Annotated in this window: 12 protein-coding genes; 8 read left to right on the top strand and 4 right to left on the bottom strand. The window is 47.7% G+C overall.

The window, feature by feature from the left end; translation table 11 throughout:
- Positions 1 to 202: 202 nt before the first annotated feature.
- The 4 genes from AC6ESP_RS10280 to AC6ESP_RS10265 form a co-directional block, all read right to left on the bottom strand.
- Positions 203 to 1,177 carry a tRNA dihydrouridine synthase gene (locus AC6ESP_RS10280; protein WP_497096727.1) on the bottom strand — a complete coding sequence of 325 codons (975 nt, stop codon included), beginning with the start codon at positions 1,175 to 1,177 and terminating at the stop codon, positions 203 to 205.
- 194 nt (positions 1,178 to 1,371) lie between these two features.
- A complete protein-coding gene (locus AC6ESP_RS10275; protein WP_497096619.1) occupies positions 1,372 to 2,058 on the bottom strand; it encodes a DUF998 domain-containing protein in 687 nt (228 codons plus the stop codon).
- Positions 2,051 to 3,376: an alpha/beta fold hydrolase gene (locus AC6ESP_RS10270; RefSeq protein WP_497096618.1), complete on the bottom strand. Its 1,326-nt coding sequence runs from the start codon at positions 3,374 to 3,376 to the stop codon at positions 2,051 to 2,053. Before AC6ESP_RS10270 ends, AC6ESP_RS10275 begins: the two co-directional genes overlap by 8 nt.
- Before the next feature lie 106 nt (positions 3,377 to 3,482).
- On the bottom strand, positions 3,483 to 3,818 hold the full coding sequence (locus AC6ESP_RS10265; RefSeq protein ID WP_497096617.1) for an ArsR/SmtB family transcription factor: 336 nt from the start codon (positions 3,816 to 3,818) through the stop codon (positions 3,483 to 3,485).
- Between the two features lie 273 nt (positions 3,819 to 4,091).
- Between AC6ESP_RS10265 and AC6ESP_RS10260 the strand changes: the two genes are divergently transcribed.
- The 8 genes from AC6ESP_RS10260 to AC6ESP_RS10225 all read left to right on the top strand — a co-directional run bounded on the left by AC6ESP_RS10260 (position 4,092) and on the right by AC6ESP_RS10225 (position 14,220).
- On the top strand, positions 4,092 to 5,411 hold the full coding sequence (locus AC6ESP_RS10260) for a phytoene desaturase family protein (RefSeq protein WP_497096616.1): 1,320 nt from the start codon (positions 4,092 to 4,094) through the stop codon (positions 5,409 to 5,411).
- Positions 5,401 to 6,300 carry an RNA polymerase sigma-70 factor gene (locus AC6ESP_RS10255; protein WP_497096615.1) on the top strand — a complete coding sequence of 300 codons (900 nt, stop codon included), beginning with the start codon at positions 5,401 to 5,403 and terminating at the stop codon, positions 6,298 to 6,300. The genes AC6ESP_RS10260 and AC6ESP_RS10255 overlap by 11 nt, the downstream gene beginning before the upstream one ends.
- A gap of 184 nt (positions 6,301 to 6,484) precedes the next feature.
- On the top strand, positions 6,485 to 8,227 hold the full coding sequence (locus tag AC6ESP_RS10250; RefSeq protein ID WP_497096614.1) for a sensor histidine kinase: 1,743 nt from the start codon (positions 6,485 to 6,487) through the stop codon (positions 8,225 to 8,227).
- The gene (locus AC6ESP_RS10245) at positions 8,224 to 9,591 is read left to right on the top strand and encodes a response regulator transcription factor (RefSeq protein WP_497096613.1); all 1,368 of its coding nucleotides are present in this window, start codon (positions 8,224 to 8,226) and stop codon (positions 9,589 to 9,591) included. The genes AC6ESP_RS10250 and AC6ESP_RS10245 overlap by 4 nt, the downstream gene beginning before the upstream one ends.
- 181 nt (positions 9,592 to 9,772) lie before the next feature.
- A complete protein-coding gene (locus AC6ESP_RS10240; RefSeq protein ID WP_497096612.1) occupies positions 9,773 to 11,410 on the top strand; it encodes an extracellular solute-binding protein in 1,638 nt (545 codons plus the stop codon).
- A 90-nt stretch (positions 11,411 to 11,500) separates the two neighbouring features.
- Entirely contained in the window at positions 11,501 to 12,391 is an 891-nt protein-coding gene (locus AC6ESP_RS10235) for an ABC transporter permease (protein ID WP_497096611.1), read from the top strand.
- Positions 12,392 to 12,442: 51 nt separating this feature from the next.
- Positions 12,443 to 13,321 (top strand): carbohydrate ABC transporter permease, encoded by an 879-nt coding sequence (locus tag AC6ESP_RS10230; RefSeq protein ID WP_497096610.1) that lies wholly within the window; start codon positions 12,443 to 12,445, stop codon positions 13,319 to 13,321.
- 26 nt (positions 13,322 to 13,347) lie between these two features.
- The gene (locus tag AC6ESP_RS10225; protein ID WP_497096609.1) at positions 13,348 to 14,220 is read left to right on the top strand and encodes a family 43 glycosylhydrolase; all 873 of its coding nucleotides are present in this window, start codon (positions 13,348 to 13,350) and stop codon (positions 14,218 to 14,220) included.
- Positions 14,221 to 14,410: the final 190 nt, after the last annotated feature.

Genomic DNA, 14,410 nt, shown 5'->3' with positions numbered 1-14,410 from the left:
CACATCAGATAAGTTACCCCTTACTGCGGTAGAACTCGTCGCCGATGGAGCAGAAAAATCCTCCATGCGGTAATCAGGCTGAGAAGTCTGTAGCATCAAGAGCACAAAAAAGAGAGACCTTCCATGAGTTTATTGAACTTTTGGGAGGTCTCTCATTATTTTTGATGTAAAATCAAAATGCGTAGATTCTCGAAGGGATGCTTTAATCTAAATCCTGCTCTAAAACAGCATTTACTAAACGACGTACTTCATCAGTCGACTTGGTATCCATTAATTGGATTCTTAGTTCGTTCGCGCCTCTAAATCCACGAACATAGATTTTGAAAAAGCGAAGAAGCGGTTTAAATGAACGTGGCAGGAGCTCTGTTGAATATTTATCGTGAAGATCCAGCTGTAAAAGTAGCAAATGGAGAAAATCCTTCGCGCTATGCTCTTTAGGTTCTTTTTCAAAAGCAAATGGATTGGTGAAGATGCCGCGGCCAATCATGACTCCATCAACGCCGTATTGTTCAACTAATTTCAATCCTGTTGCACGGTCAGGAATATCTCCATTAATCGTTAACAACGTATGGGGAGCAATTTCATCGCGTAATTTTTTGATTTCAGGGATTAGCTCCCAGTGTGCATCCACTTTGCTCATTTCTTTTTTTGTACGAAGGTGAATGGAAAGATTCGCAATATCTTGTTTCAATATATGTGCTAACCAATCGCGCCACTCATCAATCTCAGAGTACCCCAATCTTGTTTTAACACTAACGGGCAATCCACCTGCTTTGGCTGCTTGAATAATTTCTGCCGCAACTTCAGGATGTCGTATTAATCCAGCACCTTTTCCATTGGATGCGACGTTTTGTACGGGGCATCCCATGTTTAAATCGATACCACGAAAACCAAGCTTTTTCATATCCATACTCATCTGTTCAAACAATGCTGGCTTATTGCCCCAAATATGAGCGACGATGGGTTGCTCATCTTCTGTGAACATTAACCGACCACGAGTACTTTCTATTCCTACAGGGTTACAATAACTGTCTGTACTTGTGAATTCGGTGAAAAATACGTCGGGCTTTGCAGCTGAACTAACGACGTGGCGAAATACAACATCTGTGACATCTTCCATTGGTGCTAATATAAAAAATGGCTTCGGTAAATCAAGCCAAAAATTTTCGTTACTCATATGATCTCCTTCTTTTGCAACATTTAAAAATGCTTTTGGTTTATTGTAAAGTCCTTTACCCATCCTACATAGTATCATTTTTTTTCGTTTGATGCACAGAATCGATTGTATGAGCCTGCACCTGTCGACCTGTTGGAAGGGGGATACGGGTAGATTAAGTTTGTTGCCCCAATTATGATAAGAAAAAAAGCACCTTAGTGAGGTGCTTCAGCGTTAAACTCACTCAGCTTTCGAAGCTTGAGCGCATGAATCCCGACAATCAAGAGCCAGCCAAGGTAGGACACAATCAAGAACCGTCCGAACAAGCCTGCAAGGACATCAGGAGTGAATTGGCCATCTTGCGGAATTTGTATTATGAATAGCAACATAACGACAATCATAATGCCACTGGTGACAAACAGCCGTCCCCGAATGGGCCTCCAAGCTTCATTACGGGCCAGTGCAAAGCTCATCAAGAGGGCTGCTACAGGCGTATAGTCGAGCGTAGCGCCTATTGCATGCATCTTACCGCTGAACGTTGCAGCATTCGGACTCACCGATATGGGGTCGGTTACAAAGATGGCAGCAATCAATAAGCCTGAGGAACTTATTCCGAGGATAGCGAGCCCGATGTATCCCACGGCGGTACGAACCTGCGAGAAGACCACTACTCCAGCGCTTATCAGACTCGCAGCTAGCAATACGAATGCAAGATGCATCAACCAGCCGAAGTTGCCTAGAGCGTATTCACTAATAAAGCGCCACGTCGGATCGAATTCTGGTTCCAGCAGGTGGAGGATACCAAGGATGAAAACGAAGAATACTCCCGACAAGATGGACAATTGTGCGGCATTTGAAGCAATCGCAGAAATCGGCTTTGCAATCAATAGCGGTTTAGCCAAGTTCGTTCTCCTCTCTGACAAATTCAAAATCAATTATCGTCTCTGCTATGATGTCCGGAGCCATGACGACTGCAGAATGGTCCTGTCCTGTTAGTGTACGGGTATCAACTTGAGGCAGCAGACCAGCAAGCGCTTTGGCTGTGTCGTGGAATAACGGCTCGCTGTTCTCACCTGTCATGATCAGAGTGGGAACGTTCACTCTCCAACGGTCGGTTGGAAGTGGATTGCCTGATTGCGTGTCACTCATAATCATGCCATCATAGGCGAGAGTGTGAGACATGCTTTCCATTGCCTGCCAAGATGGATCGGCTTTCATGTAGCCGATATATTCCGCCGGAATGCCGAGAGCTTCGGACATAAAGTATTCTACCGCCTCGCTTCTTCTCTCGGCCTCGTTAAGCGTGTTCAAATGTTGAACATAATCTGTCGGCACGGGCTTACGACTGTCATTAATGATAAATGGCGGTTCGTACAGATACAGCTTCTTCACCTTGTCACCTAGTCGGCTAGCCGCTTCAAGAGCTAAAACAGCACCAGATGAGCTTCCGAACAGGCATGCGCTTCCGCCGGCAGTAAGAATTAAGGCCTCAATATCCTCGACTTCGCGTTGGACGGCATACGGCGCATGATCAGAGCTTTGGCCGCGTCCGCGGCGATCATAGTTGTAGACGGTGAAATGAATGGCGAGCTGCTCGGCGAGCTGGGCTGCATCGTGATGGTCAGCAACAGCCGATGCTATGAGAATAACAGCGGGGCCGGTGCCTTGCTGTTCATAAGCGATCTTTGTTCCATCTTTTGAAATAACGGTGTTTATATGTCCTCCCATTAATGTTTCCAAGTATATTTCATGTCGGTCAAATGCATCGGTGAAGCCTTCAACCATACCCATAGCTTCAGCGTTATCCAATTCTTCGGCACTTGAAAATCGCGTAACGATGCTAAGCTTTGTGCCACTTGTTACTTCCTCGAATAGAACGGTTGTTAACATATCGCTGTTCTCTACAATATTCCAGTCTTTGTCGGCAAACGAGTCGATATATACCAGTGAAGAGGGTTCATTAACTTCTTGATAAACAGCTTTACAGAAAGCCTCTTCCCCGTTATTGTCATCTGATTTTAGACTATAACGCCAGACCCCGCCGGGTCTTACATCCATCTCATACACGGTGGAGGTCCATAGTTTGGGGCCCCACCAACGCGCAATGTGTTCCGGCTTAGTCCAACCTTCCCAAGCAAGTTTTGAAGGTAAGGCTACCACTCGCTCCACTGTAAGCTCACGAGAATAGCGATTTTTATGGATTCTTGTTTTTGATTTCATCATCATCCATCCTTTTTAGATAATTTTCTAAAGTATCAAACGGCTCATTCCAGAGGACTTGGTAATTCCGAATGTTGCAGCGTTAAAGCCTTGAGATAAAAGGCGGTCATAAGTCTTCCTTTCTTTTGTAGTCGAGCATATAATCCTCGAAATTATCGAGACGCTCTTCCCAAAGGACACTAAATGAATCAAACCATTCATCCAGATCCTGAAAGGGTTGGGCTTCGAGGCTATATATTCGCTGTTGTGCTTTGTTGCGGGCACGTACCAACCCAGCCTCGCTCAAAATCCGCAGATGACGAGACACTTGCGGCTGACCGATATTGAGGGCATTGACGATTTCGCTAACCGATCGCGGTGCTTTTTTTAACAGTTCAACAATGTTGAAGCGATTCGGCTCAGCGAGTGTAAGTAACGTTAACTGCATTGTTGTTGTGTTCATGAATGTAATATACACTTAAGCGTATATACATGTCAACGTATATATAAATCAAAGAATTCACACTGTTGTTACTAGTTCTTCAGCGTTAGCTAGTCATTGAACCCAAGGTACTATTCCCTAATCATCTAGTCCTGAAGCAAACCATATACTACACCAAGTCATGTGATCAGGTATGCTATCCGCACTAATTGTTATTGCTTAGTGTTGACACATTGTCACAGATCGGTTCGGTTAATCGTCATATATGCATCAGACCAGAAGGGATTGATATATATGACACAGAATCACAATGAACCGTTATGGGACGTTATTATTATCGGGGCCGGCATCGCCGGATTAACCGCCTCGATTTATTTGGCACAGGCAGGCCGGACTGTACTATTGCTCGAAAAGGGATCGCATCCCGGAGGCCGTGCCGCTTCAACTGGGATCGCGTCCGCGAGCGTAAACCTAGGAGCACATGCTCTCTATAAGAGTGCTCTCCCGATATTGCATGAAGTAGGTGTCATTCCAACCGGAGCAGCACCAAAGCCGCAAGGCATGTTTGTGTTCAATGGAGCCAACGGCGAGAACAAGGCGTTCCCCCTCGCACAGCTTTTGCTCGGATCCTTCCTTAAGTGGAACGAAAAGGTTCAGCTTTTTCGATTCTACAGTCGTCTCCGCACAATAGACACTTCTGCTCTGCACAAGGTTAGTCTGCAGGCTTATTTGGAATCCCAAATCTCCAGTCCACGAGTGCGCAATGTGGTACTTGCGCTCGTACGCGTATCCACATACTGCGATGCTCCCGAGTTGATAAGCGCCAGCGCCGTAATTGAGCAGCTCAAACATGGTCAGGTGCTGTACGTGGATGGAGGCTGGCAGTCCCTCGTGAACCAGTTGACGGAACAAGCGGCAAAGAGAGGCGTGTCAATCCGAGCGAGCTCGCCCGTAAGGGGAATTGCAGGCAGCCACCCCCGAATGACGGTCACATTAAAGGATGGAACGCAGCTGACAACCGGTTACGTGTTATCCACTGCTGGACCGGCGGATACGCTAGCCTTGCTAAATCCCACACTTACCCCGTCAGAAGCTGCAGTCTATGAACAGATTATTCCTGTTAGAGCTGCATGCTTGGATCTCGTCGTAGAAGGGATGCCTCAACCGAGAACGAAATTTGTATTAGGCGCCGACTACCCCTGGTATTATTCCAACCATTCCGCCGTTGCCTCATTGTCCGATAATCCGACACATGAGGTTGTGCATGTTATGAAATATTTGCCAGCTAGAATAGATTCGAACCCTTTGCAGGATAAACGTGAGCTGGAGGGATTTCTTGATTTCATTCAACCGGGCTGGCGCAAGTATGTCATTGAGCATCGCTTCCTGCCGCGAATGCTTGTCTCGCATGCCGTCGTAACAGCTGCGAACGGCGGTTTCTCTGGCAGACCCGGACCTGCGGTTGAAGGACGGCCCGGAATGTATGTCGCTGGTGATTGGGTCGGATCCGAGGGTATGCTTGTTAATGCATCATTGGCTAGCGCGAAAGAGGCCGCACAAAGTATAATAATGGATAAAAAACAAGTTAAAGAAGGGTCGCATCGTGGAGCTTGATCCCGTATATCGGACGTACAAACCGCTACTTCTTTCCATCGCGTATCGTATGTTAGGGTCTGTAACGCAGGCCGAGGACTTGGTGCAAGACGCCTTCGTAACGTTGCAGCAGCTGGACATCGATAAGGAAAGCGGACACGTCCGCAATCTCAAAACGTACTTATGCAAAATCGTTACGAACCGTTGTCTCGATTATTTGAAATCCTCGCATAAAAAAAGAGAGGTGTATGTCGGGCCATGGCTACCTGAGCCCCTAGTACAAGACTATCCTGTCTCGTCAATTAGGGGACAGGATCCGCTTCAAACAATTGTGCTGGAGGACGCGATATCGTACGCTTTCCTCGTTATGCTAGATCGGTTAACTCCTGTTGAACGCGCAGTATTTATTCTTCGTGAAGCCTTTGAATACGATTATCACGATATTGCGGACTTCGTAAGCAAGACGGAGCTGGGATGCCGTAAGATCTACAGTCGTCTCAAACGAAAAATTCAAGACGAGCCGCCTTCTGAGCTGAACACAAGCGCTCATTCCGAGCAGCTTGTCCTGCGTTTCCTCCATGCGACGGCTACTGGTGATATGGAGGGGCTATTCGCGATGCTCTCTGAGGATATTGTACTTTACAGCGATGGAGGCGGCAAAGTCAGAGCGGCGATCAAACCTATTGCATCGAGCAAGCGCGTACTGGCATTCATCCAAGGGCTGATAGCCAAGGGAGATGGTGTAGAAGCAACTCGCCTCGTTAAGGTCAACGGACAGCTTGGGTTTGTGATAAATAGTCCCTCCGAGCCTTTCCCAACTGTCGTTAGCTTGGCGTTTAGAGATGATCGCGTTCAGCAGATTTATATCATTCGCAATCCGGATAAGCTGCGGCATTTGAGCTTGGGGTGATGTTTTATGTGCATGAATTTTTTATGATGGGGGTTTCCCTATAATCTGAGAAGCCATGCCTGTTGGCAGGGCTTCTTTGCCTTGTTCGCAAGAGCAGGGCAATCAGTATGATATGAAAATACTAATTCAGACATTTTATGATATAGTGTGGTTGTTCAAAAAAAATCACGAGCAGGTGAAAGTTGTGGAAGAGAAAGAGGGCTCTTATGTGAAGCGGTTATTCGGCTGGGATACGCTGCGTGGTCAGCTGTACTGGACGCTGCTGATCAGCTCCGTCATACCTCTTGTCCTAGTCGGTATTCTGACGGTGTATTCGATCTACAATATTTTGTATAACAAAATAGAAAAAGGTATCGAGCAAAATTTGCAGCGGGTAAGCGGCTCCTTGGAAGAAACGTTAGGAAGCCTCTATGACGTGTCTCAGCAAATGTCATACCGCGGCTTCGTGGGGCAGGATGTGGAAGCGCTGCAAACGAGTGAGGATAATTACGAGAAATCGCAGCTGGTTTCCGCTATCCAACGCAATATGGGAATTCTGAACGCATCGAATCCGACGATCGGATTAGTATTCTATTACGATACGACCACGGGAGAAATACAGTACAACAATTACATAACCAGGGAGCTACACCCTGATTTTGACCAATTGCCGAAGCTCTCCATTAAATCAGACCATATTTTCAATGGTCCGCACTTAACTCTATATAAATATAATGACATTTCGGTATTCTCTATTGTGCGAAGCGTTGGCGGCATTACGGATCCGAATAACCCTCTGCTCGTGTATGCGGAGACGAATGTGAAGGTCATTCAGAATATACTCAACAAGGAGCAATATGGGATGAATGTATCTCATTTGCTTATGAATAACGATGGCACCATTCTCTTCAGCGATAAGCCTGAGCTGACGCCAATCGGCAGCACTTATGACGCAGAGACGATGGAGCGATATTATTTTCACGAGGTGACGGGCAGTCAAGGGTGGAGGCTTGGCGTGTTCATTGAGAAAGGTGAGTACCAGAAGGAGATTCGTGATTGGTTCGTCAACTATTCCTTCATCGTCGTGCTGGGGCTGCTGATCAGTATCTGGTCCGCCTTCCGGACATGGAAGGTCGTCATCGCACCGCTGCACCGTATCCGCAAGGGCATATCCGCCTTCATCAGTCAGGAGCCCAACGATTATTTCCAAATGACGGGACTTCGGGAGTTTGATTTTCTTATTCAGAACTTTAATGATATGCAATTCAAAATTCAGCAATTGATCAAAGAAGTAGCCAAGGAAGCGAGCGAGAAGCAGGAGATTGAGATGGAGAAGCTGATGGCCCAGATCAACCCGCATTTTTTATACAATACCCTCAATACAGCACAGTGGCTCGCGCGACTGAAGGGGCAGCATGAGATTGACCGGTTCCTGTCGTTGTTCACTAAGGTGCTGAAATATAATCTGGCGAAGGACGGCACTATCGTTACGCTGAAGGATGAGATGAACTCCTTGAACGATTATATCGAGCTGCAAAAAATCAGATATGATTTTGAATTTGACGTACGCTACTTCATCCCGGAGCCGTTCATGGATACGCCGCTTCCGCGCTTTATTTTACAGCCAATAGTAGAGAATGCTCTGTATCACGGAATGATGGACGAGATGGGGATCATTGAGGTAACCGCGCAGGAGCAGGGGGGAATGCTGGTTATAATGGTCAAGGACAACGGGAACGGGATTAGCCCAGACAAAGTTAAGGAGCTGCTGGAGTCAGACACGCGGAAAAATAACATTTCGGGTCTGGGCATCGGCCTGAATTATGTTGTGCGGACACTGAGCAGCTTCACGGGCGGCGCCAGCGAGCTGCTAATAGACAGCCATATCGGAGAAGGCACAACGGTATCCATTCGTATGCCCATTCATAAGGAGGAAGCCAAGCAATGAAGGTCATTATTGTAGACGATGAGAAGCTGGTCAGACGCGGATTGATATCGATCATGCCCTGGGCGAAATATAATATGGAGGTCGTGGGTGAAGCGGGGAACGGAAGAAAGGCGCTGGAGCTGCTGGAGACGCTCGAGGTGGATCTCGTTTTTACCGATTTGATGATGCCGGAGATGTCGGGCTTTGAGCTGATGGAGGAAATGAACGAGAAATATCCGGATAAATCGATCGTGGTGTTGTCCTGCCATGAGGAATTTGCGTTCGCCCAGAAAGCCCTTCGGCTGGGAGCTCTTGATTATATCGTCAAGAACGATTTGGAAACCGACTTGATGGATGATGTGCTCGAACGTATTGCCTACAGCTATGAGGACAAGGTGAAAATACGAATCTCACCCGAAGCAAAGGTATTCGACCGGGTTATAGTTGTGCTGAGGCTTGGTGACGACGAGAAAGCGAGCCAATTGGTTCAAAAGCATTCTGCCAGCCATGTGATTCACTACTTGGACAGGCATTGCTGGTTCCTCTCGCTGGACGGCCTTGGAGAAGCAGTAGAACAAGCATTGATTAACGATATTAAGCAGGCCAGCTGCCTGCCGGTGCTCGTGCACGGCTTGGGCAAGATGTCACTTGGCGATACAGTGGACAAGCTGCATGGCTATCTCGCTACAGGCCTATTATATGATTATACGAAGATGGTCACCTTCTGGGAGTGGAGAGCGGACGAGCAGAAGGAGCCGCTGGAGCCGGAGAAGGCTCAGCTCGGTTCTCGCTGGAACACGCAAGAATGGATCTATAGCAATGAAGTATACGAGGGATTATTGCAGGATACGGCGGCGATGAGATTGCCGATGAGCGAGCTGAAGAGCCTGCTGTTCCCTGCCTTTCTCGAGAATGGACGCTTGCTGCTCATGCTAGAGTGGTCGATGCAGCTGATATTCCGCCTAGAGCCGCTTCGCATGTGGGAGGAATGGAGAGCTGTGCTCGAGGAGGAGCGGGATAAGCTCCGCAGCATCGTAAGCAAGACCAAATATAGCGACGAAATTCTACGGGTCGTGTACAAAGCGATCCGCTACATGCATGAACAGGAAGAGATGGATTTCAGCCAAAATGAGATCGCGGGCATTGCCAATATGAGCCGGACGTATTTCAGCCAATGCTTCAAGAACGTAACCGGGAAATCCTTCAATGATTATGCTACTGAGATTCGGATGTCCAAAGCGCAGAAGCTGCTCGTGCATACCAATACGCCAATCTATCAGATTGCCCAGCTCGTTGGCTTCAAGGATGAGAAGTATTTCAGCAAGCTATTTCTTCAGGAAATCGGAGTGCTGCCCTCAGACTTTCGGAACCGAGGCACCGTATAGGCAAGCAGGGTAGAAGTTTGTCAGCCAGAACGTAGAGTATTGTTGCTGGCTGACAATATGTGTAATGAAAGCGGATACGAAATCACACCTACTTGTGAACATCGTTCTGACCCTTACTTCTGCAGAACGGGCTTATACTGAGGATGTAAACATTAAACGATATGCAGGGGGATAAGCAGAAATGAAAAAGACATTAGGCATACTGATCGTTTGCGCACTGATGGTACTGACTGCATGCTCAGGAAATAACGGAAATGCGAATAGCAGCAACAATGGCGGGAATGGAGCTGCTGGAGGGACGACGGAACCGGCAGATCCCTACGCGCCGATGTCCGAAACGGTAACGATAAGCATCGGCAAGGAAGCGGCGATTGATCCGAAGCTGCCTAGCGGTTCGACGATTGAAGATAACGAGCTGACCCGCTATTTTGCAGAGAAGCTGAACGTGAAGTATACGAACGAATGGCAGGCAACAACCTCCGGTGATGCCTATATGCAGAAGGTCGGACTAACACTGTCGACTGGCGATATTCCGGATGTCATGACCGTAGACAAGCAGCAGCTTGTTCAACTGGTGAACGCAGATCTGGTTGAGGACCTGACATCGACGTATGAGAGCTTCGTGTCACCTTCGCTCAAAGCGGCTTATGATTCCACGGATGGCTACAGCCTTGCATCCGCAACCTTCGATGGCAAGCTTATGGCTTTCCCTAATGTCAGCCCGGGTGCGGATGCGCAGAACATGCTGTGGGTTCGTCAGGATTGGCTGGACGAGCTTCAGCTGGAAGTTCCGCAGACGATGGATGACATCATTAATGTAACGAAAGCTTTTATGGACAAAAAAGGCTCCGTTGGTCTCTTGGGCAACCAAGTAATCGTCAACATCGGGACGAGTGTGTTTGGCTTCGATTCGATCTTCAGCGCTAATAATGCGTACCCGCAGCTATGGATAGAGGATGCAAGCGGCAATGCTGCATATGGCTCGATCCAGCCTGAGGTGAAGGATGCATTGGCCAAAATCAGAGGCTGGGTGCAAGAAGGCGTAATTGATAAGGAGTTCGCTGTGAAGAAGGGCGAGCAGGTCAATGAGCTTGTCGTTAGCGGCAAAGCAGGCATTTTCTTCGGACCATGGTGGCTGCCGTTCGGCATGCTGGCGGATTCTGTTGCACAGGACTCCAAAGCAGAATGGGTATCGTACCTGTCACCGCTGAGTCAAGAGGGTAAAATGAACACGCATATGGCCTCGCCGACGACCAGATATCTGGTAGTGAAGAAAGGCTTCAAGCATCCAGAGGCGGTACTCAAAACATTGAACATGCAATTTGATGCCGATCAGCTGCAAGGCGAAGGCATCGTCGAGAAGGATGATTTCAACTGGATGAACATGCCATTCTCCTTGCTAGTAAGCAACTACGACGATAAAGAGAAAAAGGCTAAGCTCGTTCAAGATGTCATAGACGGCAAAGCGAGTGCAGACACGCTGCAAGGCGAGACGAAGCAAATCTACAACTCTTACTTGAAGGATAAAGAGAATCCGAAAAAAGATCTGGCTGCTTGGTCGCAAAGGCACGCGTTCCTGACAGGAGCTCTGCCGCTGGGCCAGGATGACCAAATCAATCGCAAGGTTGGCATTTATTATGATCAGACCGATACGATGCGCACCAAATGGGCGAACCTTCGCAAGCTGGAGGATGAGACATTCCTTAAGATCATTATGGGCAATGAGCCGTTAGAATCGTTCGACACCTTCGTAGACAAATGGAAGTCGCAGGGCGGCGATCAAATTACGGAAGAAATCGCTGAAGCAGCGGCTAAGTAATAGAGCAGTGCACCGGAGCTTAGGCAATGGCTGGCAGTCACGCTTAAGTTCCGGTGAAATTAGAGTTTGCTTAAGGACGGAGTGGGAGCTTTGCGAGATTCCAAAAATACGTTACATTATCATCTGATGCTGGCGCCGGGCATGATCCTCCTTATAATATTCGGAATAGTTCCACTATTCGGAATGGCGATTGCGTTTCAAGACTATATTCCTGTGAAAGGAATATTCGGCTCCAAATGGGTTGGCTTAGATAATTTCAAGTACATGTTCGAGCTCGATGACAGCAAAATCATTTTCTACAACACCATCTTCATCTCTCTTATGAAAATGCTCATGAATGTGCTCATCCCGGTAACTACCGCGCTGCTGCTTCATGAAATCATCTTCAACCGATTGAAGAAGTGGATGCAGACGATTATATATTTGCCGCATTTTCTCTCATGGGTGATTCTGGCAGGAATTCTGAACGATATGCTCTCCCAGAACGGTATTGTCAATCAAGTGGTGACGGCCATTACCGGCGAACCGATCTTTTTCCTTGGAAGCAATAACTGGTTCCCCGCAGTCGTTATTCTTAGCGATGTATGGAAAGAGTTCGGCTTCAATACGATTATCTTCCTAGCGGCATTAACGGCGATTAATCCTTCGCTCTATGAAGCCGCTTCCATAGATGGGGCTGGACGGATTCGTAAAATATGGAGCGTCACGCTTCCAGGCATTCTGCCGACGATCATTCTCGTGTCCACGCTTAACATCGGCAATATTCTGAACGCTGGCTTTGACCAGATCTATAACCTGTACAATCCTCTGGTCTATGAGTCAGGAGACATTATCGATACCTACGTATACCGAATCGGACTTGTACAATATCAATATGGTTTAGCGACAGCGGTAGGAGCTCTCAAGTCGGTTGTTGGGTTCATTCTGATCTTCGTATCCTACAGGCTAGCTGCTAAGTTCGCAGGCTATCGCATTTTCTAGCACGACGGCACCGAGAGAAAAGCATTATTGTAACCAGAAGGGAAGTGTCCCATGCCGCTCACAGGTAAACGCGGAATCAGGACTACTGATATTATATTGACGCTTGTTATGCTGCTCATCACACTACTGTGCCTGCTTCCGCTGATCTATGTCGTATCGTTGTCCTTCAGCGGAAAGTCGGCGGCAGCCTCCGGCGCAGTCACCTTGTTCCCTGTCGACTTCACCTTTTATTCTTATGAATACATGTTCAAGGACAGTCGGTTCTTCGATGCGTTCGGCGTATCGGTTAAGCGGGTGCTGCTAGGCGGGGCAATCAATTTCGTATTAACGATTCTGATGGCCTATCCACTTGCGAAGGAACGGCTCGAGTTCCGCAGCAGAGACATTTATATGTGGGTCATTGTATTCACAATGATGTTCACGGGCGGGTTAATTCCATGGTATATGGTTGTGAAGAGCCTTCATCTGACTGATACAATCTGGGCGCTCGTGCTCCCGACGGCAGTTCCGGTCTTTAATGTGATCCTGCTGATGAACTTCTTCCGCGGCTTGCCGAAGGAAATTAACGAGTCGGCCAAAATGGACGGAGCGGGACCATGGCGCACACTCATTACGATTGCTGTTCCACTGGCGATGCCGGCTATAGCAACAGTCACGCTATTCAGTATCGTAAGCCACTGGAATGCGTTTTTCGATGGCTTGATTCTGATGAATAAGCAGCATAATATTCCATTGCAGACTTATATCCAGCAGCTAGTGGTTGCTCCATCGATTTCGTCTTCCACGAGGCCGGAGGATCTGATAAACTTTTCTCAACGGACATTTAACGCGGCCAAAATTGTTGTGACAATGCTGCCGATCTTGATTATTTATCCGTTCCTGCAACGCTATTTTGTACACGGCATTACGCTTGGCTCCGTTAAAGAATAAACATTCATACAAAAAGGAGAATCAGCATGCAAATCAACAATCCGATATTGCCCGGCTTCTGGGCAGATCCCTTCATTCTGCGTGACGGCGACGATTATTACTTATACCCAACCAAGGACAGCGCCGGCTGGATGTATGAGAAGTTCCATGTGTTCCACAGCAAGGATCTCGTTAACTGGGACGGGCCTTATCTGGCGCTTGACTTGAACGATGTCAGCTGGGCAGACAAGCAGGCGTGGGCTCCCGGCATAGCGAAGTACAAGGGGAAATATTATATGTATTTCTCTGCAGAGGCACAGATCGGTGTAGCCGTGTCTGATTCTCCGCTCGGACCATTCAAAGATATGCTGGATCGTCCGCTCCTTACGCGTGACCAGTATGCCTGCCAATCGATTGATGCGGACTTGTTCGTCGACGACGATGGTCAGCCTTATCTGCTGTGGGGGCAAGGGAAGTGCTGGATCGTTCCGATGGAGGACGATATGGTAACGTTCAAATCCGAGCCTGTAGAATTGTCATTGCAAATCCATCAGGCCAAAGGCAGTGATGCCTCAGCAAGTGATAATTCGGTATACAATGAAGGGCCGCATATGCAAAAGCGTGAGGGCCGCTATTGGCTTACATGGAGCAATTATGATACGCGTGATCCAAGATACCAGATCGCTTATGCATTCAGCGATCATATTATGGGCCCTTACGAGATTCCAGAGAATAACCGGATGACGCTGGAATCAGCCAGTGCAGTAGGTACAGGACATGCCTCGCTGACGGAATATGAGAATGAATGGTACCTGATCTACCATCGGCTCGCCGAGCCGGAAACCAGCGTGCTCCGTGAAACCTGCATCGGATTGGTACGCTTCAAGGATGGTCAGCCTTACGTAGACGTGGATGAATAACGCTTGTTAAGCCGAAAGAAGGAGGGATAACCCCTTATCTTCTTTCGGCTTTTTTTTCGAAGAAATCCCATCGCAAGGTGTCGCTGCAAATGTAGGTAGAGGTTTTTCAAGAAAGATTGTCGAATAATGATTCTACAATAAGAATACGGCTGGGATTTCCGCTTTGACCCAATAAAGATAGATTTCTCTA

It is taken from the genome of Paenibacillus xinjiangensis (genome assembly GCF_059686975.1).
This window is presented reverse-complemented; position numbering and strand designations above follow the sequence as displayed.

Coding starts and splice junctions, on each gene's coding strand:
- AC6ESP_RS10280 (WP_497096727.1), bottom strand. CDS start 1,177: ATGAGTAACGAAAATTTTTGGCTTGATTTACCGAAGCCATTTTTTATA.
- AC6ESP_RS10270 (WP_497096618.1), bottom strand. CDS start 3,376: ATGAAATCAAAAACAAGAATCCATAAAAATCGCTATTCTCGTGAGCTT.
- AC6ESP_RS10265 (WP_497096617.1), bottom strand. CDS start 3,818: ATGAACACAACAACAATGCAGTTAACGTTACTTACACTCGCTGAGCCG.
- AC6ESP_RS10260 (WP_497096616.1), top strand. CDS start 4,092: ATGACACAGAATCACAATGAACCGTTATGGGACGTTATTATTATCGGG.
- AC6ESP_RS10245 (WP_497096613.1), top strand. CDS start 8,224: ATGAAGGTCATTATTGTAGACGATGAGAAGCTGGTCAGACGCGGATTG.
- AC6ESP_RS10240 (WP_497096612.1), top strand. CDS start 9,773: ATGAAAAAGACATTAGGCATACTGATCGTTTGCGCACTGATGGTACTG.
- AC6ESP_RS10230 (WP_497096610.1), top strand. CDS start 12,443: ATGCCGCTCACAGGTAAACGCGGAATCAGGACTACTGATATTATATTG.
- AC6ESP_RS10225 (WP_497096609.1), top strand. CDS start 13,348: ATGCAAATCAACAATCCGATATTGCCCGGCTTCTGGGCAGATCCCTTC.